This is a genomic window from Xanthobacter sp. DMC12 (assembly GCF_056314105.1).
Genome location: NZ_JBQUYZ010000007.1, coordinates 46,153 through 70,207, shown reverse-complemented (window position 1 = coordinate 70,207; position 24,055 = coordinate 46,153). Strand labels below are relative to the sequence as shown.

Genomic DNA, 24,055 nt, shown 5'->3' with positions numbered 1-24,055 from the left:
CGCTTGATCGCGCACCCACAGGAGACGGCCATGATCATTGATCTTTCCGGCAAGACCGCCCTCGTCACGGGGTCGAGCGAAGGCATCGGCTTTGCCATCGCCAGAGGGCTTTCGCTGGCCGGCGCGGCGGTGGTCGTCAACGGGCGATCCGAGGCGAAGGTGGCCGAGGCCGTGGCGCGCATCGGCGGCACCACGCGGGGCCGGGCCATCGACCTCGGCACCGCCGAAGGCGCCGCCGCGCTGGTGGCGGCGGAGCCGGCGTTCGACATCGTCGTCAACAATCTCGGCATCTTCCAGCCGTCCGACTTCTTCGAGACCGACGACGCTGTGTGGGACCGCCACTGGGCGGTGAACGTCATGTCCGGCGTGCGCCTCGCCCGCGCCTATCTGCCGGGCATGGCGGCGCGTGGCTGGGGGCGCATGCTGTTCCTTGGCTCGGAATCCGCCTTCAACATCCCGGCGGACATGATCCACTACGGCGTCAGCAAGACGGCCGACGTCTCCCTCGCGCGCGGCCTCGCCAAGCGCATGGCGGGAACGGGCGTGACGGTGAATTCCATCCTGCCCGGCCCCACCCTCTCGGAGGGCGTCGCGGCCATGCTGCAGGATGAGGTGGCGGGCGGAAAGACGCTGGAGCAGGCCGGCGCCGACTTCGTTATGGCGCACCGGCCGAGCTCCATCATCCAGCGGCCGGCGAGCGTGGAGGAGGTGGCCAACATGGCGGTCTACATCGCCTCGCCACTCGCCTCCGCCACCACCGGCGCCGCCCTGCGCGTCGATGGCGGCGTCATCGATTTCATCGTCTGACCTCAGAGAGACTGGCCATGGCGCCGCGCATCCTCATCGTCGGCGGCTCCATCGGCGGCCTGTTCGCCGCTGTGCTGCTCCACCGCGCCGGCTTCGACGTGCACGTGAGCGAACGCTCGGTGCATGGCCTTGAGGGGCGCGGCGCCGGCCTCGTCGCCCAGCGCGAGGTGTTCGACATCCTGCGCGAAATCGGCGTGGAGCACCTCGCGCATGTGGGCGTGACGGCCCATGAGCGGATCTATCTCGACCGGGCCGGCGCCATCATCCACCGCCAGCACACGCCCCAGACCCAGCTCTCCTGGGACGTGCTGTTCCGTACCTTCCGCCAGCTCCTGCCGGACGCGTGCTACCACATCGACCGGCCGGCCGTTTCCGTGGCGCAGGAGCCGGACGGCGCCCGCGTGACCTATGCGGATGGCCGGGGGGAGCGGGCGGATCTCGTGATCGGCGCAGACGGGGTAGGCTCGACCCTGCGCGGCGCCGTCAACGGCCCGAAGTCGCGCCCTACCTACGTGGGCTACGCCACCTGGCGCGGGCTCATTCCAGAGGCCGAGGTGCCCGCGGCGGCGGCCGAACAGCTGTTCGATCGCTTCGCATTCTACGAGATGCCCGGCTCGCACATCCTCGGCTATCTCGTGCCCGGCCCGGACGGCTCCACAGCCCCCGGCCGGCGCCGCTACAATTGGGTCTGGTACCGGCGCTACTCGGAGGATGCGCTCGGTGACGTGCTCACCGACGTGGACGGCGCCCGCCGCCCCTTCTCCCTCGCGCCGGGCCGCGTGCGCCCTGAGGTCGCCGACGCGATGAAGGCGGATGCCGCCCGCCTGCTGCCGCCATCCTTCGCCGCCATGGTGGCGACGGAGCCCCGCCCTTTCCTCCACGCCATCTTCGACTACGCGCCGCCGCAGATGGTGGCGGGCCGGATCGCGCTGATGGGCGATGCGGCATTCGTCGCCCGCCCGCACACCGCCATGGGCGTGGCGAAAGCCGCGGGCGATGCTTTCGCGCTCCGCGACGCGCTGGCCGCGACGCCGGACATGGACGCCGCCCTCGCCGCCTACGCCGCTGCCCGCCTGCCGGTGGGCGCCGCCATCGTCCAATACGGCCAGCGGCTGGGGCGTTCGCTGGAATAAGGTGGACTGGGGCAAACGAAGGTAGGTCCCGGTTTCCCCGCGTATAATTTTCCGCGTCCTGCCCATGCCTATGCTGAACACAGCCCCTTTCGGCTCGGCAGGCACGACGGCGATGAGCTCCCTCTCCCACGACAGTCTCGACACCCAAGCGGCGGCGCTCTTCGCAGACCTGCGGGCGCTCGCTCGCGCCTCCATGCCCCGGCTGGTGTTCGGGCTGCGACTCGCCGCGTCGGTTTGTCTTGCGCTCTACATCACCTATGCTCTGGAGCTTCAGAATTCCTTCTGGGCGGCGACCACCGCCGCCATTGTCTGCCAGCCGAACCTCGGCACGTCGCTTCAGAAGGGGCGCTGGCGGATCATCGGAACCATCGTCGGCGCGCTGGCCATGGTCACGATGCTGGGCCTCCTTGCGCAGGACCGCTACGGCCTCGCCTTCGGCCTCGCCGTCTGGTGCGGCCTGTGTGGCATCGCTGTCGTCGTGCTCCGGAACTTCGCGTCCTACGCGGCTGCGCTGGCCGGCTTTACCGCAGCGGTGATCTTCGCGGACACGATCAACGATCCGACGTCGGCCTTCTTCCTCTCCCTGGTCCGGGTCAGCGAAATCGGCATCGGCATCGGATCGACCCTCTTCGTCGTCGGTCTCACCGACTTCGGCAGCGCGCGCCGGGCGTTTGCGGTTCTTCTCGAAGACCTCGCCAGCCGTCTGGTCCAGGGATTCCGCGTATCACTCGCCCTGCCTGAGGATCGGCACGAACCCCGCGTCGGCCCTCGGGTCATCGCGCAGAAACTGGGCCAGCTTCAGGCCGCAGCGGACGCCGCAATGGCGGATTTCCCTTACCTGCGGTCGAGAAGCGGCCATCTGCGCGAGGCCGGCAGGCGCCTCATGACTGCGGTGGTCGGCTGGCAGACAATCGCGCTGGAGCACGACGCGGCCCGCCGAGGGGCGGACGAGGTTCGCTCTCGCCTCGACATGGTGCTGTCGCAACTGGACCCGGCCGATCTCCGGCAAAACCCGGCACGCCTCCGCGACGCTTGCGCAGAGGCGCTTCGGGCTCTCAAGGCCGTCCCCGAGGGCAACGCCAGGGCAAGCATCCTGACGGACGCGACCCGCGACGTCGTCCTTTGCCTGGAGGCGATCGCCGTGAGCGTCGCCCTGCTCATCGGCGCGGGCGCCCCGCGCCGGACGTCTCCGGCGTGGGCGGTGGTGATCGGCGATCCGCTTCCGCCCCTTCTCAGCGGCTTTCGCGTTTTCGCGGCGGTCGCTGCGGCGGCTGTGTTCGCCATCGTCACCGCCTGGCCGAATGGCCCGTTGGCCATCGCCTTCGTCGCGATCGCCGCCCTGATCTTCGCTCCGGCCGGCGCTCAGGCGCGCGTGCTCGCCGCGGACTTCACCGTCGGCTCCGTGCTCATGACGGTCATCGGCGGCGTGCTCTATTTCGGTGTGATGCCCGCCATCTCAACCTTCCCGCAGCTCGCGGGGATGCTGGCGCTCGTCATGGTGCCGGTCGGCTTCATGCAGGCGGGTGGCTGGCACACGCCGGTGTTCCTGGCCATGTCCGTCAATTGCCTTCCCCTGCTCGGGGTCGGCAATCCGATTTCCTATGATGCGTCCTCATTCTTCAACATCGCGCTGACGATCATCCTGGGAAATATCATCGGACTTCTCTTCTTCATCGTCATCCCGGGCTTGTCGCCAGAGGTGCAGGCGCGGCGCCTCCTTGCGCTCTCGGTCCGCGACCTGCGCAGGCTCGCGGCGGAGCCCGAGCCCCTTGACGGCGCGCGCTGGACGGCGGTGATGACCCGCCGTGTCGAAGACCTGCCGCCGCAGGCGACGGACGAGCAGGCGGCGGCTTTGGTGCGGCTGTTCGCCTTGGGGCGTGCCCTGATCGCCCTGCGCGACGCGGTGGCGGGCGAAATCGAGTCCCGGCTTTTCACCCGTGCCGGTGCCGAGCTAGCGGCGGGGTGCCCGAGCGCAGCGCGCATCACCTTCGGCGACCTGGAGCGCGTGCTGGCTGAGCGGCCAGGGCTGCCGGCCACAGAGGCGCCGGTCTGCGCTCCGGCGCGCGCGCAGGTGGCCATCATCACGGACGCGCTCGTTACGTGCTCGGACCTTTTGCAGGCAACGGGCCGTCGGCGCACCCACCTCGGCTAGATCATCAAGGACGGGGCCGCCCCATGTTCTCGGAACTCGATCTCCTCGGCGTGCTGGTCTCGCCCTTCGTGGCGATGATGGCGGTGGCATGGCTCATCACCATGCCGCTCACGCTGCTCGGCAACCGCATCGGCCTGTCGCGGGCGGTGTGGCACCCGGCCCTCTTCAACCTCGCGATCTACGTGATCGTGCTGTCCCTCACCGTGCTGACCATGGGAGCCCGCTCATGAGCGCCATCGAAATGCCCGCCGGGAAGCGCGCTTCCCTGTTGCCCCGCCTCGCGCGGGTACTTGTGACCCTCGCCGCCGTCGGCGTCGCCGGCGTTCTGGGATGGCGCATGTGGGAGACCTACATGACCACGCCCTGGACCCGCGACGGCACCGTGCGGGCCTATGTGGTCACCGTCGCGCCGCAGATCTCGGGGCGCATCGTGGAACTGCCGGTGAAGGCAGACCAGTTCGTCCATAAGGGCGACCTGCTGATGGTCATCGAGCCTTCCGACTACCAGATCGCCCTCGCCAACGCCGAGGCTACCGTGGCCCGCGCAAAGGCCGACCTAGAGAACAAAAAAGCGGAAGCCGAGCGGCGGACAAAACTCAGCGCCATCGCCGCCTCGCAGGAGGAAAAGGAGAGCTTCGCGGCCTCGGCGGACATGGCGGTGGCGGTCTATCAGCAGGCCCTCGCCGACCGCGACCAGGCGAAGCTGAATCTGAGCCGCACGCGCATCGTCTCGCCGGTGAACGGCTATGTCACGAACCTGCTCACCCAGGTGGGTGACTACGGCATCAGCGGCCAGCGCGCGCTCTCCGTGGTGGATGCCGACAGCTTCTGGGTGGACGGCTATTTCGAGGAAACGGTCCTCTCCGGCATCCACATGGGTGACAAGGCGAAGGTCGCGCTGATGGCCTATGGCGCGCCGCTCACCGGGCATGTCACCGGCATCGGCCGGGGCATCGCCATCCCCAATGTGGCGCCCGATGTCTCCGGCCTTGCCACGGTGAACCCGGTGTTCACCTGGGTGCGGCTCGCCCAGCGCGTGCCGGTGCGCATCGCGCTCGATCCGGTGCCGTCGTCGGTCACGCTGTCCGCCGGCCTCACCGCGACGGTCACCATCACCGGCAAATGATCGCCAGCGCGCATTGACGGCCTGCCGCGCAACGGGCAGGCCGCGTCCGTTTCCCGTCGCCGTATCTTCCTCCGGAATGACTGTGCCGCGCCATACCAATGTATGCGCCGGACATATGTGAAGCCCATTTATTGGAGCGGACCCCGCAGGTCATCATTGGCTCGTCTTCCGGTTACTTCCGAACCGGGAACGCGCGCCGTCGCGCAAGACGGGCGCAAGAGCCTCTCACCCCTGCTGCGGGAGCCGCCCATGGGCATCGCGAAAACCATCCGTCCCTATCACGAGCCCGCCGGCGGCTGGGGAGCCCTGAAGGCCATGGGCAGCGCGCTGGTGGAGCAGCATGTCGCCGTGTCCGGCATGGCCACCCTCGCCCGCATGAACCAGCCCGGCGGCTTCGATTGCCCCGGCTGTGGATGGGGCGACCCGAAGCACACCTCACCCTTCGAATATTGCGAGAACGGCGGCAAGGCCGTCGCCTGGGAAGCAACGACGAAGCGCTGCACGCCCGAATTCTTCGCCGCCCACACCGTCACCGAGCTTTCGGCCCTCGGCGATTACGAGCTGGAGATGGAGGGCCGTCTCACCCACCCCATGCGCTACGACGCGGCAAGCGACCGCTACGTGCCGGTGCGCTGGGAGGAGGCCTTCGCGCTGGTGGCGCAGCATCTCAATGCTTTGCCCGACCCGAACATGGCGGATTTCTACACGTCGGGCCGCGCCTCCAATGAAGCAGCCTTTCTCTATCAGCTTTTCGCCCGCGAATACGGCACCAACAACTTTCCCGACTGCTCCAACATGTGCCACGAGGCCACCAGCGTCGGGCTGCCCCAGTCCATCGGTGTCGGCAAGGGCACGGTGCTCTTGGAGGATTTCGCCCGGGCGGACTGCATCTTCATCTTCGGCCAGAACCCCGGCACCAACTCGCCGCGCATGATGACCGAGCTGCGCAACGCCTCGCGGCGCGGCGCCACCATCATGTCGTTCAACCCCTTCCGCGAGCGCGCGCTGGAGCGCTTCCAGGCGCCGCAGAACCCGGTGGAGATGGCGACGCTGACCTCCACGCCCATCTCCTCTCGCATCTTTCAGGTGCGGGTCGGCGGGGACGTGGCCCTCCTCAAGGGCATGATGAAGCATCTCGTTGCGGCGGATGACGCGGCCCGCGCGCAAGAACTCGCGCCGGTGCTCGACTGGGACTTTATCCGCGGCCACACCGCCGGCATCGACGCCCTCGTCGCCGACCTCGCCGCGACGGCGTGGGAGGACATCGAGCGCAAGAGCGGCCTCGCCCGCGCCGACATCGAGACGGCGGCCGAGGCCTACATGCGGGCGGAGCGCGCCATCCTCGTCTACGGCATGGGCATCACCCAGCATCGCCACGGCACGAAGAACGTGCAGCAGATCGCCAATCTCGCGCTGCTCAAGGGCAATGTGGGGCGCGAGGGCGCCGGCATCTGCCCGGTGCGCGGCCATTCCAACGTGCAGGGCGACCGCACGGTGGGCATCACCGAGGTGCCCTCCGACGCGCTGCTCGCGGCCATCGAGGCGCGCTTCGGCTTCGCCCCGCCGCGCGCGTTCGGGCACAACGTGGTCACCGCGCTGGAGGCCATGCTGCGCGGCGAGACGAAGGTGTTCATCGGCCTCGGCGGCAATTTCGCCGCCGCTATCCCGGATTGGCAGCTGACCCAGGAGGCCATGCGCAAGCTCAGCCTCACCGTCCACATCGCCACCAAGCTCAACCGCAGCCACCTCGTCCACGGGCGCGACGCGCTGATCCTGCCCTGCCTCGGGCGCACCGAGATCGACATGCAGGCGAGCGGGCCGCAGTCGGTGACGGTGGAGGATTCCATGTCCATGGTCCACGCCTCCAGGGGCCACAATCCGCCGGCCTCCGCGCATCTGAAGAGCGAGCCGTCGATCATCGCCGGCATGGCGCGGGCGACGCTCGGCAGCCGGTCCAAGGTGAACTGGGAGGCGCTGACCGCCGATTACGCGCGCATCCGCGAGGACATCGAGGCGGTGTTCCCGATCTTCCAGGGCTACAACACCCGCATCAAGGCGCCGGGCGGCTTCCACCTCACCTCCACCGCCCGCGAGCGCATCTGGGCGACGGCCTCGGGCAAGGCGAACTTCATCGTCTGCGAGGGCCTGTGCGAGGACCCCGGCGTCACCGGCCACCCGCTCTGGCTCACCACCATCCGCAGCCACGACCAATACAACACCACGCTTTATTCGCTCTCCGACCGGTATCGCGGCGTCCATGGCGCGCGCGACGTGATCTTCCTCGGCGCCAAGGAGATGGAAAAGCGCGGGCTGAAGCCGGACGACCGCGTGGACATCGTGACCCTCTCCACCGACGGCATCGAGCGCGCGGTGCGCGGCTTCCGCGTGGTCCTCCATCCGTTCCCGGAGGCGAGCTGCGCGGCCTACTACCCGGAAACGAACCCCCTCGTGCCGCTCTACGCGCACGACCCGCAGAGCTTCACCCCGGCCTCGAAGGGCGTCCCCGTGCGCCTCGTGAAGTCCGCCCCCGCCACCGGAGCGAAATGACCATGGACGCCCTTGCGCTCTCGCGCCTGCAATTCGCCTTCACCGTCGGCTTCCACATCCTGTGGCCAACGCTCACCATCGGCACCGCCTGGTTCGTCACGCTCCTCAGCTTCCTGTGGTGGCGGACCGGCAGGACGGTCTATCGCGACCTCATGCGCTTCTGGATGCGCCTGTTCGCCCTCGTATTCGGCATGGGGGTGGTGACCGGCATCGTGCTGAGCTACCAGATCGGCACCAATTGGGCCGGCTTCTCGCGCTCCGTGGCCAACGTGCTCGGCCCGCTGCTCGCCTATGAGACCATGACCGCCTTCTTCCTGGAGGCGGGCTTCATCGGCATCATGCTGTTCGGCGAATCCCGCGTGTCGAGGGGGACGCACTTCTTCGCCTGCCTCATGGTGGCGGGCGGCGCGCTCATCAGCACCACCTGGATCATCGCCGCCAACAGCTGGATGCAGACCCCGGCCGGCGCCGTCGCGGATGCCGGGGGCATCTTCCATGTGGTGGACTGGTGGCAGGTGATCTTCACCGCCTCCTTCCCCTATCGCCTCGCCCACATGGTGTGCGCCAGCTTCCTCACCTGCGCCTTCATGATCGCCGGCGTCTCCGCCTTCCATCTGTGGCGCGGCCAGCATGTGGCCGCCTCGCGCACCGCCTTCTCCATGGCGCTGTGGCTGGCGCTGGTGCTGGCCCCGCTGCAGATCTTCATCGGCGACCTGCACGGCCGCAACACTTTGGTGGAACAGCCCACCAAGCTCGCCGCCATGGAAGGCCTGTGGGACACCACGCGCGGCCCGGCCATGACGGTCATCGCCTGGCCGGACATGGCGGCGCAGAAGAACCTCTACGCGCTGGAAATCCCCCACCTCGCCAGCCTCTACCTCACCCACAGCTGGGACGGCGAGGTTCAGGGCCTGAAGGCGGTGCCGCCCGCCGACCAGCCCAACGTGCCCATCGTGTTCTTCGCCTTCCGCATCATGGCCGGCATCGGCATGCTGCTGCTGGTGACGGCGCTGACGGGGCTGGTGCTGCGGCTGCGCGGGCGGCTCTACGACACCCGCTGGTTCCAATATCTCGCCATGGCCACCACCCCCCTCGGCCTCGTCGCCGTGCTGGCCGGATGGACGGTGACGGAGGCCGGCCGGCAGCCCTGGATCATCTACGGCGTGCTGCGCACCGCCGATGCCGTCGCCCCGGTCGCCGCAGGGGCGGTCACCACCAGCCTTCTCATCTTCTTCGCCGTCTACAACCTGCTTCTCCTCGCCTTCCTCTGGTTCGCCGGACGGGTGGCGTTCAAGGGCCCGACCGACACCACGACCGAAGCCGCCGAGCGTCCCGGCATGGAACGCGCCAGCGTCAGCCTGTTCACCAATTCCCCCACCCTTCCGTCGCCCGTCCCCGGCGTCGGACACGCGAAGGCCTGACCATGACCGAGCTGATGCAGGCGGACCATGTGCCGCTCCTCTTCGCCGCCGCCGCCCTCTTCTGCGTCACCGTCTACGTGCTGGCGGACGGGCTGGACCTGGGCGTCGGCATCCTCTTCCTCGCCGCCCCGCGTGATCAGGACCGCGACGTGATGATGGCCTCCATCGAACCCGTCTGGGACGGCAACGAGACGTGGCTGGTGATGGGCGGCACGCTGCTCTTCGCCGCCTTTCCCGCCGGCTACTACATCCTGCTGCCGGCCTTCTACCTGCCTATCATGTTCATGCTGTTCGCCCTGATCTTCCGGGGGGTCGCCTTCGGCTTCCGCCTGCAGGCGACGCGCTTCCGGCCGGTGTGGGATGCCGCCTTCTTCGCCGGCTCCTTCCTCGCCACCTTCTGCCAGGGGCTCATCCTCGGCGGGCTCATCGACGGCGTGCCGGTGGAGAACGGCATGTTCGCGGGCGGCGCCTTCAGCTTCCTCAGCGTGCTCGGCGTGCTGTGCGGCATCGGCCTCGTGGGCGGCTATGCGCTTCTCGGCGCCGGATGGCTCATCTGGAAGGCGCAGGGGCCGACACAGGTGTTCGGCCGGGAGATCGCCCGCGCGGCGCTCCTCCTCACCGCCGCGATGATGCTGCTGGTGAGCCTCTGGAGCGCCTGGAGCGTGCCCGAGGTGGCGGCGCGCTGGTTCGCCTTGCCGAACCTGTTCTGGCTGGCGCCCGTGCCGCTCCTCACCGTGGGGGTAATCGCCTGGATCTGGTGGGCGATCTGGAGCGGGCGGGAGGCGCAGACCTTCGCGCTCGCCCTCGTGCTGTACGCCCTCGGCCTGTTCGGCCTCGTGGTGAGCCTGTGGCCCTATGTGGTGCCGCGTCAGGTCACCGTCTGGGACGGGCTGTCCGATCCCCGGTCGCTCGCCTTCCTGGGGGTGGGCGTCATGGTCATCATCCCGGTGGTGCTGGCTTATCAGGCCCATGCCTACTGGATTTTCCGGGGCAAGGTGCAGCACGAGGCGGACGGCGCGCAGGGCGGCTACGGCTGATCCCCTCCGCCCGCGCCATCGACCCTTCCGAAACAGGACACCCCGCGCGATGAGCCCATCGCGCGGGGTGTTTTTTGGTTTGGTAGTGCGACGAAGGCTGTGCGGGATCGCGCGCTTCGCTTTACGCGGCTAGCGGAAATCGCCGGTGGCGATGGGGTCGGAGGCGGGGAAGCTCTCCTCCAGCGCCTCATCCAGCAGCGCCGCGTCGGCGGTGGGGTAGTCGATGTAGCCCTCGGGCCCCTGCGTGTACCAGGTCTCCATATGATCCGGCGCCAACGGGATGCCGTGCTGGATGCGGGACGGCAGATCGGGATTGGCGAGGAAGCCCCGCCCGAAGGCGATGGCATCCGCCTCCCCCGTCTCCAGCGCCGCGGCGGCGCGGGCGCCGTCGAAATCGGAATTCAGCACCAGAGGCCCGTCGAAGACCGCGCGGATCTCGGGATGGACCGGCGGATGGTCGGGCTTGCCGCGGGTGCCGTCCGGCGGCGGCTCGCGCAGTTCGAGGAAGGCGATGCCGATCTCCGACAGGAGCTTCGCCGCATGCCGGAACAGCGGCACCGGATCAGGATCGTTGACGCCCTGGCTCTCGCCGTTGGGCGAGAGGCGCACGCCGGTACGGTCGGCACCGATCTCGCCGGCCACCGCCTCGGTCACCTCGCGCAGCAGGCGCGCGCGGTTCTCGATGGAGCCGCCATAGGCATCCGTGCGGTGATTGGCCGAGGCGCGCAGGAACTGGTCGATGAGATAGCCGTTCGCGGCGTGGATCTCGACGCCATCGAAGCCGGCGAGAAGGGCATTGCGCGCCGCCCGGCGATAGTCGTCGAGCAGGCCGGGAATCTCGCTGGCGTCGAGGGCGCGCGCCTCGGCGTGGGGCTGCTTGCCGTCATAGGTGTGGGCATAGGCCGGCGCCGTGGTGGCCGAGGCGGAGACCGCCTTCGCGCCGTCGAGGAAGCTCGGATGCACGATCCGCCCCATGTGCCAGAGCTGGCAGACCATGCGCCCGCCAGCCTGCTTCACCGCCTCCGTGACCGGCCGCCACGCGGCGACCTGCTCATCGCTCCAGATGCCCGGGGCATAGGGCCAGCCGGTGCCCTGGCGGCTGATGCCGGTGGCCTCGGAGATGATGAGGCCGGCGCTGGCGCGCTGGGCGTAATACTCCGCCATGAGCGCGGTGGGCACATGCTCGCGCGTGCCGCGGCCACGGGTGAGCGGCGCCATGAACATGCGGTTGGGCGCCGCGATGGCGCCAAGCTGGATGGGATCGAACAGGGTGGGCATGGGCGGTCTCCGGGGGATGGCGGGTCGCCGTGCGTCCGGCGTGTTTCACGCCGGACAGGCGGGAGGATGGCGCCTCAGCGCGGCAGCAGGTTGGTCTTGGCGAGATCGATCACCTCGTCGCCGCGCCCGCTCATCACCGCGCGGATCATCCAGAGGCTGAAGCCCTTCACCTCCTCGGCCTCGATGGTAGGCGGCATGGAGAGTTCCTGCCGCGCGGTCACCACGTCGAGGAGCGCGGGGCCGTCGTGGGCGAGAATGTCGTCCACCGCCCCCGGCAGGTCGCCCGGATCCTCGACCCGGATGGCGTGGATGCCGATGGCCCGCGCCATGGCGGCGAAGTCGGGATTCTCGAGGTCCACGCCCGTCTCCAGGAAGCCGCCGGTCTTCATCTCCAGCGCCACGAAGCCGAGCACGCCGTTGTTGACCACGACGACCTTCACCGGCGTCTTCGTCTGCACCAGCGTGACGAGTTCGCCCATCAGCATGGTCAGGCCGCCGTCTCCGGAAAAGGAGATCACCTGCCGGCCCGGCTGGGCCGCCTGGATGCCCATGGCCTGCGGCAAGGCATTGGCCATCGAGCCGTGGACAAGGGAGCCGACCAGCCGACGCTGGCCGTTCATCTTCAGGTAGCGCGCGGCCCAGATGGTGGGCGTGCCCACATCGAAGGTGAAGACGGCGTCCTCGTCCGCCTTGTCGCTCAGGAGTTTGGCCAGATATTGCGGGTGGATCGGCTTCTTGCCCGGCGTGCCGGTGGCGAGGCTGTCGAGACCCTCGCGGGAGGACTTGTAGGTGGCGAGCGCGGTGTCGAGGTGGCTGCGGTCGTCCTTGACGGTAAGGCGCGGCAGCAGCGCCGCGAGCGTCGCCTTGACGTCGCCCACCACGCCAAGGTCCAGCTTGCAGCGCCGGCCGAGCTGTTCCGGGCGTATGTCGATCTGGGCGATGCGGGCGCCGGTCGGCAGGAACTGCTTGTAGGGAAAATCCGTGCCGAGCAGCACCAGCAGGTCGCAGGCATGCATGGCATCGTAGCCGGACCGGAAGCCGATGAAGCCGGTCATGCCAACGTCATAGGGGTTGTCGTACTCAACCCATTCCTTGCCGCCCAACGCGTGGACCATGGGGCTCTTCAGCGCCTCGGCCAAGGCGATCAGTTCGGCGTGCGCGCCCGCGCATCCGCGTCCGCAGAACAGCGTAACGCGCTTCGCCCCGTTCATCAGGTCGGCCAGCGCATCGAGCTCGGCAGCGGCGGGTGTCACCACGGGCGCCGGCGGCAGGAGGCCGGCCCGCGGCGCGGGCGCGCGCTCGGGCGCCGGGCGCAGCGCGACATCCCCGGGGATCACCACCACCGCCACGCCGCGCTGCCCGACTGCCGCGCGGATCGCATTCTCAAGCACATAGGGCAGCTGGCGCGGGTCGGAGACCAGCTCGCAATAGACGCTGCATTCCGCGAACAGCGACTGCGGATGCGTCTCCTGGAAATAGCCGCCACCGATCTCCGCCGACGGGATCTGCGCGGCGATGGCCAGAACCGGCGTCCGGCTCCGCTGGGCGTCGAAGAGGCCATTGATGAGATGGAGGTTCCCAGGTCCGCAGGAGCCGGCGCAGACCGAGAGTTGGCCGGTGACCTGCGATGCCCCCGCCGCCGCGAAGGCCGCCGCCTCCTCGTGGCGCACATGGAACCAATCGATGCCGCCATGGCGCCTCAGCGCGTCGGTGATGCCGTTGAGGCTGTCGCCGACCACGCCGTAGATTCGCTCCACGCCGGCCTCGGCGAGGATGTCGACGATCAGATCCGCTACCTTTCGTGCCATCGGCAAACTCCCTGAGGTCTTGTGACAGATTGCCGGCGGGAAGGCGGCGTAGGGGCTTGGCCGCTCGCGCCGGCGTTGGCTTTCGGTCCCGCGCCACGCCCCTGATCCCTGCCCCGAAGGCATAGAACAGAAGCCCGGGAGGCGCCATGGCCCGTCCATGACGAAATCATCCAAAGCCGCAGGCATAATCGACAAGAGAGCGGCCCGGACCATTGGCAATATGGCGACGGTTGACGCTGGGCGTGGAATGCAGGCAGCTTGACTCCACCGGCCGCCGCGGTCATTTTGATCGAATGATAAATAACAGGTTCTGCGGGACTGTCCAGCCGGTTGACCGGCAGCGGCGGGAAGCAGACCGAGGGCTGGATACTGCTGCAGGACCGCATCAAATTTAGGCCCTTCATGTTTCTTGCGCTGATATTTGCAAGAACGAGGTGAAAGACTGCAAAGTGGACAGCGCGCGAGACTTCGACGGCTACAGGCCCATGCCCCGCAATGGGATAGACGCTGCATCATTCGACCGCCTCGTCCTGACGCCCGAGGGCGTCCGCGACGGATTCGAAACCTTCCTCGCCCGGGACGACCTGACGGGCGAACGCTGGCAGGTGAAGTCCGCCCTTCGTGGCAGCCCGGCGGCGGGCCTTCTCGATCGTGAGGCGGCCCTCGCGGACGGCCTGCCCGCCGACATCGCCGACCCGCCCCAGCGCCTGGAGTATCGCAACCGCGTGATCCTCCTCTACCCGGATCGCCCGGCGTCGACCCTCGGCGATCTGGCGCCGGGCACACTCGCCCTTGATGCCTTCCTCGATCTCGGCATGTCCGTCGCCGGCGCGCTCGCGCGCCTGCACGCGCTTGGGGCCGTCCATGGCGGCCTCAGGCCGCCCTGCGTGCTTCTGGAGGAGAACGGCCGGGTCCGGTTCCGGCATTTCGTCGGCCCCCACCCGGCCGCGTCCATCACCACCCAGACGCCGGGCGCGACGCAGCTCGCGGCGGCCGACGCCATCGCCTACGCCGCGCCGGAGCAGGCGCGGATCCACCTGCCGACATGCGACGCGCGCAGCGATCTCTATGCGCTGGGCGTCGTGCTCTACCGTTTGCTGGTCGGCCGGCTGCCGCTCCAGGCCACCAGCATGGCGGAGTGGCTGCACGCCCATGTGGCGGTCGCGCCCGCGCGACCGGGAGCCGCGCGCGATGACGTTCCGCCCATGGTCGACGCCATCCTGATGAAGCTCATCGACAAGGATCCGGAGCAGCGCTACCAGAGCGCGGACGCGCTCCAGATCGACCTGCGCCTCGCACGCGCCGCGCTGGCGGCCGGCGACGGCGCAGAGACGTTCGCCCTGGGCCGGGGCGAGCTTGCGCGCATGGGGATCGAGGCGCGCGGACTGTTCGGCCGGGCCACCGAACTTGCCGACCTCGTGGCGGCCCTGGGGCGCGTGTCCGCGACCGGCCGGAGCGAGCTGATCTTCCTTCGCGGCGAGGCGGGGGCCGGCAAATCCGCTCTGGTCGAGCAATGGTCGAAGGCCTGGCTGCCGGTGGGCGCCCAGTTCGCAGCAGGCAAGAGCGAGCTGCTGCAGGAGCGCATGCCCTACGCCCCGTTTGCCCAGGCGCTGCGCACCCTGGTCATGCGGGCGCTGGGCGAGAGCGCGGAAGAGCTGGACGGCATCAGGGCGCGCCTCGCGACCCATCTGGCGGGCTACAGCAGCCTGTTGATCGATCTCGTCCCCGAGGCCGAATTCATTCTCTCCGACGGCGGCGCGCTGCCGGACGTCGCCGCGAGCCTCGCGCAGGCCCGCGTGGTGCGGGTCGTGCTCCAGTCCTTGAAGGCTTTCGCGACGCCCTCCCGGCCGCTCGTCCTGTTCCTCGACGACCTGCAATGGATGGATGCGGCGAGCCTCGGCGCGCTTCAGGCCCTCTCGCGCGAAACGCCGCCGCACCTGCTGGTGATCGCCAGCTATCGCGAGGAGGAGATCGCGCGGCATCCGGAACTGGCGAGCCTGGTGGAGGACGCGCGCACCGGCCCGCTGCCGACGACCGAGATCCGCGTCGGCCCGCTCACCGACGCACAGACCCTCGAATTCGTCGCGAGCGCGCTGAACGGCGCGCCGGGCGAACTCGACGAACTCGCACGCAGCATTCACCGCAAGACGGGAGGCAACGCCTTCTACGTCCGGCAGCTTCTGCAGAAGCTCTTCGATGACAAGGTGATCGCGTTCGATCCGGAGGCGCAGCGCTGGCGTTGGGACCCGTTGCGCTTCGGCGCCTACAGCTCGGTGTCCGACTTCATGCTTCAGCGGCTCGACGCCTTGCCCCCGAGCCAGCGCGGCTTCCTGCAGCGGCTGGCGAGCGTGGGCGGGCGCCTCTCAGGGGAGAACCTCGCGCCCCTCGTCGGCCAGTCTGAGGCCGAAGTGGAGCGTCTGGCGGCCGGACTTGCGGAAGCCGGCCTGCTCCTGCGGCGGGAGGCCGACTACCTCATCGCCCATGATCGCGTTCTCGAAGCCGCCTATGCCTCGATTCCGGAGCAGGACCGCCCGGCCGAGCATCTTGCCATCGCCCGCCGCCTGATGGCCATCGGGCGCGACGGCGATGCGGACTGGGCCTTCGCCATGGCCGCGCAGATCGAGCGCGCGGACAGAACCACGCTCGACGAGGCGGAGCGACTGGCCTTCGTGAAGGCCTTGAGGACCGCCGCCCGCCGCGCCCGCAATGCCGGCGCCGCCCAACAGGCGGCAGGCCACATCGAGACCGCCCGCAGCCTGATGCCCGCCGACTGGCAGGTGAGCCACCACGCGCTGTTCGTCGAGGTGAAATGGCTTCATTGCGACAGTCTTCTCACCCTGGGGCGGACGGATGAAGCCCTGCCGGCCATCGACAGGCTGCTCGCCATCGCCGTCAATCGGGTCGACCAGGCGGACCTCTACCGCCTGAAGGCCATCGCGCGGACCCTCCGGTCGGACTACGAGGGGGCCATCGACGAGGCTCTGGCGGGGCTCGCCCTCCTCGGTGTCGAGCTTGAGCGGTCCGTGACGGACGAACAGCTCGAGCAGGCCTATCAGGCGTGCAGCGCCCGCCTCAACGCCCTCGACGTATCCCACCTGCGCGACCTGCCGGAGATCACCGATCCCGCGCTCCGGTCCGCGCTCGCCCTGCTCACCGCCTTGAGCGCGGCGTTCTTCGTGCGCGGCGGCCTGCGTGTGCTGCATCTCATCAAGATCGTCGAGCTTACCCTCGATCACGGCATGACGCCGGAGGCGGCCTACGGGTTTGCGTGGTTCGGCGTGTTCAGCGCGGAACTCTACGGCGCCTACGAGGACGGGTTGAACTACGCCATGATGGCGCAGGAGATCGTCCAGCGGGACGGCTACGAGGCGCAGCGGACGGCGACGCTGCTGGCCCTCGACCAGGTGGGGGTCTGGACGCGGCCGCTGCGCTACGCCCTCGACCGGGCGCGCGAGGCCGCGCAGATCGGCCTGACGGCCGGGGATCTCGGCTGGGCCTGCTACGCCCGCAACCACATCGCCTCCAACATGCTGATGCTGGGCGCGCCGCTCTCCGCCGTGCGGGACGACATCGCGGAGGGCCTGGCGTGGACGCGCCAGTACCGGTATCGCGACATCGAGCTTATCCTGGCGGCGCAATCCAGCCTCGTGGAAGTGCTCGCCTCCGGCGACTATGACGGCGCGAAGGCCGTTCCGGACGCGGAAGCCACCTCGCTGGCGACGCTTTTCTGGGTCCGCCATTACGCAGGCGTCACCGCCTTCCTGTTCGGCGATATCGAGCGCGCCGTCCTCGAGCTGGAGCAGGCGGCGGCGCTGAGCTGGGCGGCCCCGGCGCATATCGACACGGCGGCCTCGGCGCTCTTCCTCGCCCTCGCGCTGGCCCGGACCGGTGCGGGCGGGCTCGGCCGGAAGGCGGTGCTCGGACGGATCGGCCCCCTGCGGCAGCGCTTTGCGGATCTCGCGGCGCTCAATCCCGCCACTTTCGAGTGCAAGCACCTGCTGCTGGAGGCCGAGGCGGCCCGGCTGTCCGGCATGCCGGCGGACGCGCAGCGGCTTTATGAGCAGGCGGCGGACGCGGCCGCGGCCAGCGGCTTCGTGCATGAGCAGGCGCTGGCCTACGAACTGGCGGCCTATTGCTGCCGGGAAGCCGGGCTCGACATTCCCACCAGCGGATACATGCAGGCGGCGATCAGCCACTACCGGTACTGGGGCGCCGCGGGCAAGGCGGACCAGTTGCTGCGCAGCTTTCCGTTCCTGGCCGACGGCGGTGCCGGCGCGCGCCAGCAGCGGGCGAGCGATCCGGCGGGCGATGCAGCGGGACAGGGCGGCCTCAACCTCGAGGTCATGACGAGGGCGGCCCAGACGCTGGCCGAGACGGTCGGGCTCGATCAGGTCATCCGCACCCTCATGCGGGAGATGATCGTCCATGCCGGCGCCCAATACGGCCTCCTGATCCTCATGCGCGGCGACGAGCCGGTGATCGAGGCCTCGGCGCACATCGAGAACCAGCAGGTGGAGGTGGATGTCCACTCGGCCGTTCCCACGCCACGGGATCTGCCGCTGGCCATGCTCAATACGGTGATGCGCACGCGCAGGACGGCGGTCTACGCCGATGCCGCCAGCGAGGAACCGGGCCTGCGCCCGACCGGACACGGAGGCGCGCCCGCGCGCTCACTCCTGTTCATGCCGCTCATCAAGCGCGGCAGCCTCGTCGGCATCCTCTATCTGGAGAACAGCCTCGCGGCCGACGTGTTCACGCCGAACCGCACGGCGCTGCTGGAACTGCTGGCGACGCAGGCGGCCATCTCCCTCGATGCCGCCCGCCTCTACAACGATCTGATGGAGGAGAACACGCGGCGGGCCAGCGCGGAGTTCGACCTCCGGGAGACCCGGGCGGAGCTGGGCCGGGCCTCGCGCATGATGGCCATGGGCAATTATGCGGCCTCCATCGCCCACGAGATCAACCAGCCGCTCACCAGCATCGTCGCGAGCGCCGATGCGGCCATGCGCTGGCTGCGCCGCCCCGAGCCGGACCTCGATGAAGCCTTGCAGGGCGTCGAGCAGATCCGCGCCTCGGGCATGCGCGCGGCGGGCATCGTGAAGTCCCTGCGCGCGCTCGCCAAGCGCACCGCGCCGGTGCTGGAGCCGATCCGCCTGGAGGACCTCACCGAGGACGTGCTGCGGCTGGTGGTAAAGGACCTTCAGGCCAACGGCGTCGAACTCGTCGATCTGCTCGCGGTGGACCGGCGCGAAGTGAAGGCGGATCCGGTCCAGCTGCAGCAGGTGGTGTTCAACCTCATCACCAACGCCATTCACGCCATGGAGGCGGTCGCCCCCGGCCGGCGGCGCCTGACCATCGAGACCGTGCGGGAAGAGGGGGCGGTGCGCCTGAGCATCGCCGACACCGGGAGCGGCATGGGCGAAGACGTGCTCGCCCGCATTTTCGAGCCCTTCTTCACCACCAAGCACGCCGGCATGGGTATCGGGCTGTCCATCTGCCGCTCGATCATCGAGGCGCACGGCGGCGTGCTGCGGGCGCGCTCGACCCTGGGAGAGGGAAGCATCTTCCATTTCAGCCTGAAAGCCCTCGATGAGGCCGCCGAGACGGAACCGGACGCGCAAACCTGAGTATAGCTGACGCGGGAGGCCGGCCCGGCGATAAGGAAGGAAGGCCCGCCCCATCGCCGGCCGGCCGCCCGGGAGCCCCGCGGCAGCCGCGGCCGAGCGGGAGCGGAGCACCAACAACGCCGGACAGGAGCACATCGTGACGATGCCCAACGCGCGCGAGCCCCAGATGTATCCCGCGTTCAGCGCGCCTCAGATCGCCGTCGCCCGGCGGTTTGCGGGCGGACCGGAGCAGCGCTTTGCGCCCGGGGAAAGCCTCTACGAGATCGGCGCGGTCGGTGCGCCGGCCTGGCTGGTGATCGCGGGGACCATCGAGGTGGTCCGGCGCGACGGTCTGTCCGGCGAGGCGGCCGTGACCGTCCATCACGCGGGCCAGTTCTCCGGCGAGGTGAGCCAGCTCGACGGCCGCCCCGCCATCGCCGGAGGCCGGGCCGGTCCCGAGGGCTGCACCGCGCTTCCCTTCGACGCCGCCCATCTGCGCGCGCTCGTCATCGGCTCGGCGGAGTTGGGCGAGATCATCATGCGCGCCCTGATCCTGCGCCGCGTGAATCTCATCGCCGAGGGGGGCGCGGGCACCATCCTGATCGGCGTGCCGGACAGCCCGGAGATCCGGGACCTGCAGGTCTTCCTCAACCGCGCCGGCCTGCCGAACCTCGTCCTGGATGTCCGGAGCGACGAGGAAGGAAGGGCCCTCGTCGCCCGCACGGGCGTGCAGCCGGAGGACCTGCCGCTGGTGGTCTGCCCCGCCGGGCCGATCCTGAAGCGGCCCACCGTCGAGGAGATGGCCGCCTGCCTCGGCCTCGTTCCTGAGCTCGATCCCGAAAAGCTCTACGATGTCGCCATCGTCGGCGCCGGCCCCGCGGGCCTCGCGGCGGCGGTCTACGGCGCGTCGGAAGGCCTGTCCGTCGTCGTCCTCGATGCGCACGCCACGGGCGGCCAGGCGGGCGCCTCCGCCCGGATCGAGAACTATCTCGGCTTTCCCACCGGCATCTCCGGCCAGGCGCTGGCCGGGCGCGCCTTCAACCAGGCCCTGAAGTTCGGTGCCGAGATCGCCATCCCGGTGGCGGTGGATCGGCTGGACTGCGACGGCGGCACGCTGACGCTGGCCTGCGCCGGCGACCGCCGCATCCAGGCGCGATCGGTGGTGATCGCATCGGGCGCCCGCTATCGCCGCCCCGACGTTCCCGGCCTCGCCGCGTTCGAGGGCGCCGGCATCTCCTACTGGGTATCGGCCGTGGAGGCGCGCCTGTGCGGCGGGGAGGAGGTGGCCCTCGTCGGCGGCGGCAATTCCGCCGGCCAGGCCATCGTCTATCTCGCGCCCCACGTGAAAAAGCTGCACGTGGTCGTGCGACGGCCGCTCGCCGACACCATGTCGCGCTACCTCATCGACCGCATCGACGCGCTGCCCAACGTGGAGCTGCACGTGGGCAGCGAAGTCGCAAGCCTGGAGGGAGACCGCACCACGGGGCTCACCGCCGCCACCTTCCGCGACCGGCGCGACGGCAGCCTGCACCGGCGGGCGCTTCGGCACATGTTCCTGTTCATCGGTGCCGACCCCAACGCCGACTGGGCGGCATCCTGCGTCGAGACGGACGGGAAGGGCTTCATCACCACGGGCGCCGGGCGCCGCGCGCTGGAGACGAGCACGCCCGGCGTGTTCGCCATCGGCGACGTGCGGGCGGGTTCCGTCAAACGCGTCGCGGCGGCCGTGGGCGAAGGCGCCGCGGTGGTGGCGCAAATCCACGCCATGTTCGCCGAGCAGGCCGCCCAGGAGACGCCCCGATAAGGTGTCCCAAAAGACCACCATCCGCGCGGTGACGCTTGCGCCCGAACAGTTCCTCATAAAGGGCGCGGCGAGCCGGAGGCGCGGAACAAGGCGCCATCCCCGTGCGTTCGCCCGCACTGTGCGGTCGCCATCCGGCGATTGGCGCACGGCGATGGTTGGCCGGCGTGACGTCTTGCCGATCTTGCGGGCGCTGTCGGCCGGCTTCATCGCCCATCGTCATTCTGTCGGGAAGGGGGAAACCATGTCCGGATCGGCGACGGTTTTTTCGCAGGCGTATTTTCACGGCACGCGCGCCGATCTGCGGCCCGGAGACCTGATCGTCGTGGGCTACGCCTCGAACTTCGCCACGCCCCAGCCGCTCTCATGGGTCTACTTTTCGAGCACCCTTGATGCAGCCATCTGGGGCGCCGAGCTCGCGGCAGGCGACAAGCCCGGGCGGATCTATGTCGTCGAGCCGACCGGGCCGGTCTTCGACGACCCCAACCTCACCGACAAGAAATTCCCCGGCAATCCCACGCTCTCTTATCGGTCCCGCGACCCGCTCAGGGTCATCGCGGAAGTCACGAGGTGGGAGGGGCACCCCGCCGAGCAGGTGGAACGGATGAAGGAGGGGCTGGCGCGGCTCGCGGTGGATGGACGCCAGCCCATCATCGACTGAGTTGGACCGGACGACACGCGTCAGAACTTCATCCGGGCTGACAAAACAGCCTCGAACGGCGCCCCCACGGCGACGCCGAGGTTGTTGGTCCCGATGGACGACACGTAATAGGTCGTGTCGAACAGGTTCTTCACGTTGAGCTGGACCGTGAGCGGGGTCACCGCCCAGGGCGTCGGCCTTTCGATGGTGTAGGCGACCATGGCGTCGAACACCACGTAGCCCGGCAGCCAGAAGTCGTTGGCGGCCGAGCCCGGCGCCTCGCTCTGGCCGTGGAAGCCGCCGCCCACCTTCAGGGAGTTCTCGCCCCACACCTTGCCGAAATCATAGGTCGCGAACAGCGAGAAGGTGTGCGCGGCGACGTTCGCCGGCACGTTGCCAACGTATTGGGGATCCTCGACGATTTTCGCGTCGGTGTAGCCGTAGCTGGCGATGAGATTAATCTGGTCCGTCACCGCGCCGGAAATGTCGAACTCGAAGCCGCGCGAGCGCACCCTGCCGGCGGTGCGGGCGAAGGTCTCGCCGTTGATGACCTCGTTGTAGAGCACGTTCTCCTTCTCGATATTGAAGATCGCGACGGTGCCGGTGAGGCCCTTCATCACCTCGAACTTCATGCCGGCCTCGTAGGACACCCCGGTCTCCGGCGGCAGCGAGCCGATCTCGCTGGCGATGGAGATCTGCGGCACGAAGGATGTCGCGTAGTTCGCATAGAAGGAAAGCTTGTCGGTGGCCTTGTAGACGAGGCCCGCCCGCGGCATGAATTCGCCGCCCTCGGCGTCGGTGTTCAGGTTGAAAGGGCGGCCCTTGCCTGCGGTCTGGGTGTACCAGGCATAGCTGCCGCCGGCGACCACGATCCACTGGTCGGTCAGGTAGATCGCATCCTGCGCATAGCCGCTGTAAAGCGTCTGATTGGCTTGCTGGTCGCTGTCGGCGGCGGAGACGGTGGTGCATGCCGGAAGGGTGCCGTACACCGGGTGGTAGATGTTGAAACCCTTCTTGTTCTTGCAGCGGATCATGTCCGTGCGCAGCACGTCGTAGTCGTTCACGTTGGCACCGAACAGAAGCTCGTTCTTCAGGCCCGCGATCATCACGGTGCCGGTGAGGTCCGCGCGCAGATTGTTGTCGTGCTGGGTGGAATCCTGGGTCGCGTCCGCCCGCCGCGTGAGAATGCCGGTCGAGGGATCGTAGGCGATCACGCGGGCCTGGTTGTCCTCGTAAACGTCCTGGCTCCAGGCGTAGTTCACCTTCAGCTTCCAGGCATCGTTGAAGGCATGCTCGACACCGGCGAGCACGAGGTCCGACGTGCCATTGGTGACGTTGTAGGGCTCGTCGAAGCGGATGCGCCGGTCCACCGGCACGGCCTTGCCGGTGGTGAGGTCGAAGATGGTGCCGCGGTCGAACGGCACGGAATATTCGCGGTGGGTATAAGCGAGCGTGGCCGTGGTGTTCTCGCCGTACCAGGCCAGCGAGGGCGCGAGGATGCCCTGCTCGATATCGCCGAAATTGCGCCAGTAGTTCTGGTCCTGCCACTCGCCGATGAAGCGGAAGGCGAGGCCTGTGCCGTTGATCGGACCAGTGACGTCGAAATCGCCATATCCCCCGCCGAAGCTCGACAGTGAGCCGTTGAGATAGGCGTTGAAGGTTTCCTGAGGCTTCTTGGTGATGACGTTGATGATGCCGCCCGGCTCCTGGATGCCATAGAGGGTGGAGGCCGGCCCCTTGAGCACTTCCACCCGGTCGGTGGTGGCGTTGAAGCTGCGCGGCAGCACGGTGCGCAGGCCGTTGGTGAGGACCCCGCCGTCGCGATTGTCACCGAAGCCGCGGCGGATGAAGGCGTCCTGGGTCCCGCCGAGCGTATTGGCCACCGTCACGTTCGAGATGTTCTGCAACACCTGCTCGAGCGTGGTGGCGTTCTGGTCCTGGATGACCTCCTGCGTCACCGTGTTGATGGCCGCCGGAATGTCCAGCACGGGCATCTGGGTGAGGGTGGCGGTGGAGGTGGTGATGGCCTGGTAGCCCACCACGACGGCGTCGCTGCGCTCGGCATTCACCACGATGGTCGGAAGGTCGGCGTCGGAACCGGGGACATCCCAGGCGGGCGGCGCAACGGGCTGGGCGGGCGGCGGCGTCTGGGCCGCGGCCCGGCCGGCGCCGAGCTGAGCCAGCATAAGCAGCGAGACCGAAATGGAAAGGCGCACGCCCAATGGCAAAGGAGAAGTCATCAGTCCCGAAATCCCGGTCCGAGCTCCGCGTCGGCGTGAGCCGATCCGCGTTCGTGTCGGGCCGAGTTCTTCAAACCCAGATGTAGTAGTAAATTCTGGAACCCATCAAAGGGGCCGGAATGAAAGCTTGCGCGCATCCAAGCCGAATCCGCAGACCAATGCAAACCGCGTCAGCTTCGCGACAGAGGATCCCTGGAACGGCCCCACATCAGTGTTTGTCGCGGAGCGGACAAACTACATTCAAATTATTCCAATATAAATATGAGGAGGTCCACGCGACCACCTATTGTTGGCGAGTTCGGATTTCCTCAAATATGCGCACCCCGTGACCCTTTGACTACTACAGGAGCGCGCGGCACTCGGAAGGGGGCGACGAGGCCGGGGCTTGGTTGCCGCGGGGCCTGCGGCGATCAGCGATTGCGAGGACAGTGTGCGGAACACGGCGCGGGCGGAACATCT

Annotated in this window: 14 protein-coding genes; 11 read left to right on the top strand and 3 right to left on the bottom strand. The window is 68.8% G+C overall.

The window, feature by feature from the left end; translation table 11 throughout:
* The first annotated feature begins 30 nt into the window (after positions 1 to 30).
* The 8 genes from ACT535_RS21895 to cydB all read left to right on the top strand — a co-directional run bounded on the left by ACT535_RS21895 (position 31) and on the right by cydB (position 10,223).
* Positions 31 to 807 carry an SDR family NAD(P)-dependent oxidoreductase gene (locus ACT535_RS21895; RefSeq protein ID WP_476366019.1) on the top strand — a complete coding sequence of 259 codons (777 nt, stop codon included), beginning with the start codon at positions 31 to 33 and terminating at the stop codon, positions 805 to 807.
* A gap of 17 nt (positions 808 to 824) precedes the next feature.
* Positions 825 to 1,940, top strand: a complete 1,116-nt coding sequence (locus ACT535_RS21890) for an FAD binding domain-containing protein (protein ID WP_476366018.1) — start codon at positions 825 to 827, stop codon at positions 1,938 to 1,940.
* Between the two features lie 112 nt (positions 1,941 to 2,052).
* Complete coding sequence (locus tag ACT535_RS21885; protein ID WP_476366017.1) at positions 2,053 to 4,092, top strand: FUSC family protein; 2,040 nt, start codon at positions 2,053 to 2,055, stop codon at positions 4,090 to 4,092.
* A 23-nt stretch (positions 4,093 to 4,115) separates the two neighbouring features.
* Positions 4,116 to 4,322 carry a DUF1656 domain-containing protein gene (locus tag ACT535_RS21880; RefSeq protein WP_168462115.1) on the top strand — a complete coding sequence of 69 codons (207 nt, stop codon included), beginning with the start codon at positions 4,116 to 4,118 and terminating at the stop codon, positions 4,320 to 4,322.
* Entirely contained in the window at positions 4,319 to 5,218 is a 900-nt protein-coding gene (locus tag ACT535_RS21875; protein WP_476366016.1) for an efflux RND transporter periplasmic adaptor subunit, read from the top strand. The genes ACT535_RS21880 and ACT535_RS21875 overlap by 4 nt, the downstream gene beginning before the upstream one ends.
* 249 nt (positions 5,219 to 5,467) lie before the next feature.
* The gene (locus tag ACT535_RS21870; protein WP_476366015.1) at positions 5,468 to 7,765 is read left to right on the top strand and encodes an FdhF/YdeP family oxidoreductase; all 2,298 of its coding nucleotides are present in this window, start codon (positions 5,468 to 5,470) and stop codon (positions 7,763 to 7,765) included.
* 2 nt (positions 7,766 to 7,767) lie between these two features.
* Positions 7,768 to 9,186, top strand: coding sequence for a cytochrome ubiquinol oxidase subunit I (locus tag ACT535_RS21865; protein WP_476366014.1), 1,419 nt, complete (start codon positions 7,768 to 7,770; stop codon positions 9,184 to 9,186).
* Positions 9,187 to 9,188: 2 nt separating this feature from the next.
* The gene (cydB, locus tag ACT535_RS21860) at positions 9,189 to 10,223 is read left to right on the top strand and encodes a cytochrome d ubiquinol oxidase subunit II (protein WP_476366013.1); all 1,035 of its coding nucleotides are present in this window, start codon (positions 9,189 to 9,191) and stop codon (positions 10,221 to 10,223) included.
* Between the two features lie 129 nt (positions 10,224 to 10,352).
* Here the strand turns inward: cydB and ACT535_RS21855 are convergent, their stop codons facing one another.
* Both ACT535_RS21855 and poxB read right to left on the bottom strand, forming a co-directional pair.
* On the bottom strand, positions 10,353 to 11,501 hold the full coding sequence (locus ACT535_RS21855) for an alkene reductase (RefSeq protein ID WP_476366012.1): 1,149 nt from the start codon (positions 11,499 to 11,501) through the stop codon (positions 10,353 to 10,355).
* Positions 11,502 to 11,575: 74 nt separating this feature from the next.
* Positions 11,576 to 13,309, bottom strand: coding sequence for a ubiquinone-dependent pyruvate dehydrogenase (poxB, locus tag ACT535_RS21850; RefSeq protein WP_476366011.1), 1,734 nt, complete (start codon positions 13,307 to 13,309; stop codon positions 11,576 to 11,578).
* A 449-nt stretch (positions 13,310 to 13,758) separates the two neighbouring features.
* Here poxB and ACT535_RS21845 point away from each other — a divergent pair, with 449 nt between their 5' ends.
* From ACT535_RS21845 to arr, 3 genes are all read left to right on the top strand, one after another.
* Positions 13,759 to 18,936, top strand: coding sequence for a trifunctional serine/threonine-protein kinase/ATP-binding protein/sensor histidine kinase (locus tag ACT535_RS21845; RefSeq protein WP_476366010.1), 5,178 nt, complete (start codon positions 13,759 to 13,761; stop codon positions 18,934 to 18,936).
* 142 nt (positions 18,937 to 19,078) lie between these two features.
* Positions 19,079 to 20,719 carry an FAD-dependent oxidoreductase gene (locus ACT535_RS21840; protein WP_476366143.1) on the top strand — a complete coding sequence of 547 codons (1,641 nt, stop codon included), beginning with the start codon at positions 19,079 to 19,081 and terminating at the stop codon, positions 20,717 to 20,719.
* Positions 20,720 to 20,960: 241 nt separating this feature from the next.
* Complete coding sequence (gene arr / locus ACT535_RS21835) at positions 20,961 to 21,377, top strand: NAD(+)--rifampin ADP-ribosyltransferase (protein WP_168462123.1); 417 nt, start codon at positions 20,961 to 20,963, stop codon at positions 21,375 to 21,377.
* A 20-nt stretch (positions 21,378 to 21,397) separates the two neighbouring features.
* Here the strand turns inward: arr and ACT535_RS21830 are convergent, their stop codons facing one another.
* On the bottom strand, positions 21,398 to 23,596 hold the full coding sequence (locus ACT535_RS21830; RefSeq protein WP_476366009.1) for a TonB-dependent siderophore receptor: 2,199 nt from the start codon (positions 23,594 to 23,596) through the stop codon (positions 21,398 to 21,400).
* Positions 23,597 to 24,055: the final 459 nt, after the last annotated feature.

What these genes read in the sequence shown, in the direction of transcription:
- ACT535_RS21830 (WP_476366009.1), bottom strand. Translation starts at nt 23,596, where the DNA reads ATGACTTCTCCTTTGCCATTGGGCGTGCGCCTTTCCATTTCGGTCTCG.
- ACT535_RS21885 (WP_476366017.1), top strand. Translation starts at nt 2,053, where the DNA reads ATGAGCTCCCTCTCCCACGACAGTCTCGACACCCAAGCGGCGGCGCTC.
- ACT535_RS21890 (WP_476366018.1), top strand. Translation starts at nt 825, where the DNA reads ATGGCGCCGCGCATCCTCATCGTCGGCGGCTCCATCGGCGGCCTGTTC.
- ACT535_RS21875 (WP_476366016.1), top strand. Translation starts at nt 4,319, where the DNA reads ATGAGCGCCATCGAAATGCCCGCCGGGAAGCGCGCTTCCCTGTTGCCC.
- ACT535_RS21865 (WP_476366014.1), top strand. Translation starts at nt 7,768, where the DNA reads ATGGACGCCCTTGCGCTCTCGCGCCTGCAATTCGCCTTCACCGTCGGC.
- ACT535_RS21880 (WP_168462115.1), top strand. Translation starts at nt 4,116, where the DNA reads ATGTTCTCGGAACTCGATCTCCTCGGCGTGCTGGTCTCGCCCTTCGTG.
- ACT535_RS21870 (WP_476366015.1), top strand. Translation starts at nt 5,468, where the DNA reads ATGGGCATCGCGAAAACCATCCGTCCCTATCACGAGCCCGCCGGCGGC.
- poxB (WP_476366011.1), bottom strand. Translation starts at nt 13,309, where the DNA reads ATGGCACGAAAGGTAGCGGATCTGATCGTCGACATCCTCGCCGAGGCC.
- ACT535_RS21840 (WP_476366143.1), top strand. Translation starts at nt 19,079, where the DNA reads ATGCCCAACGCGCGCGAGCCCCAGATGTATCCCGCGTTCAGCGCGCCT.
- ACT535_RS21855 (WP_476366012.1), bottom strand. Translation starts at nt 11,501, where the DNA reads ATGCCCACCCTGTTCGATCCCATCCAGCTTGGCGCCATCGCGGCGCCC.
- arr (WP_168462123.1), top strand. Translation starts at nt 20,961, where the DNA reads ATGTCCGGATCGGCGACGGTTTTTTCGCAGGCGTATTTTCACGGCACG.
- cydB (WP_476366013.1), top strand. Translation starts at nt 9,189, where the DNA reads ATGACCGAGCTGATGCAGGCGGACCATGTGCCGCTCCTCTTCGCCGCC.
- ACT535_RS21895 (WP_476366019.1), top strand. Translation starts at nt 31, where the DNA reads ATGATCATTGATCTTTCCGGCAAGACCGCCCTCGTCACGGGGTCGAGC.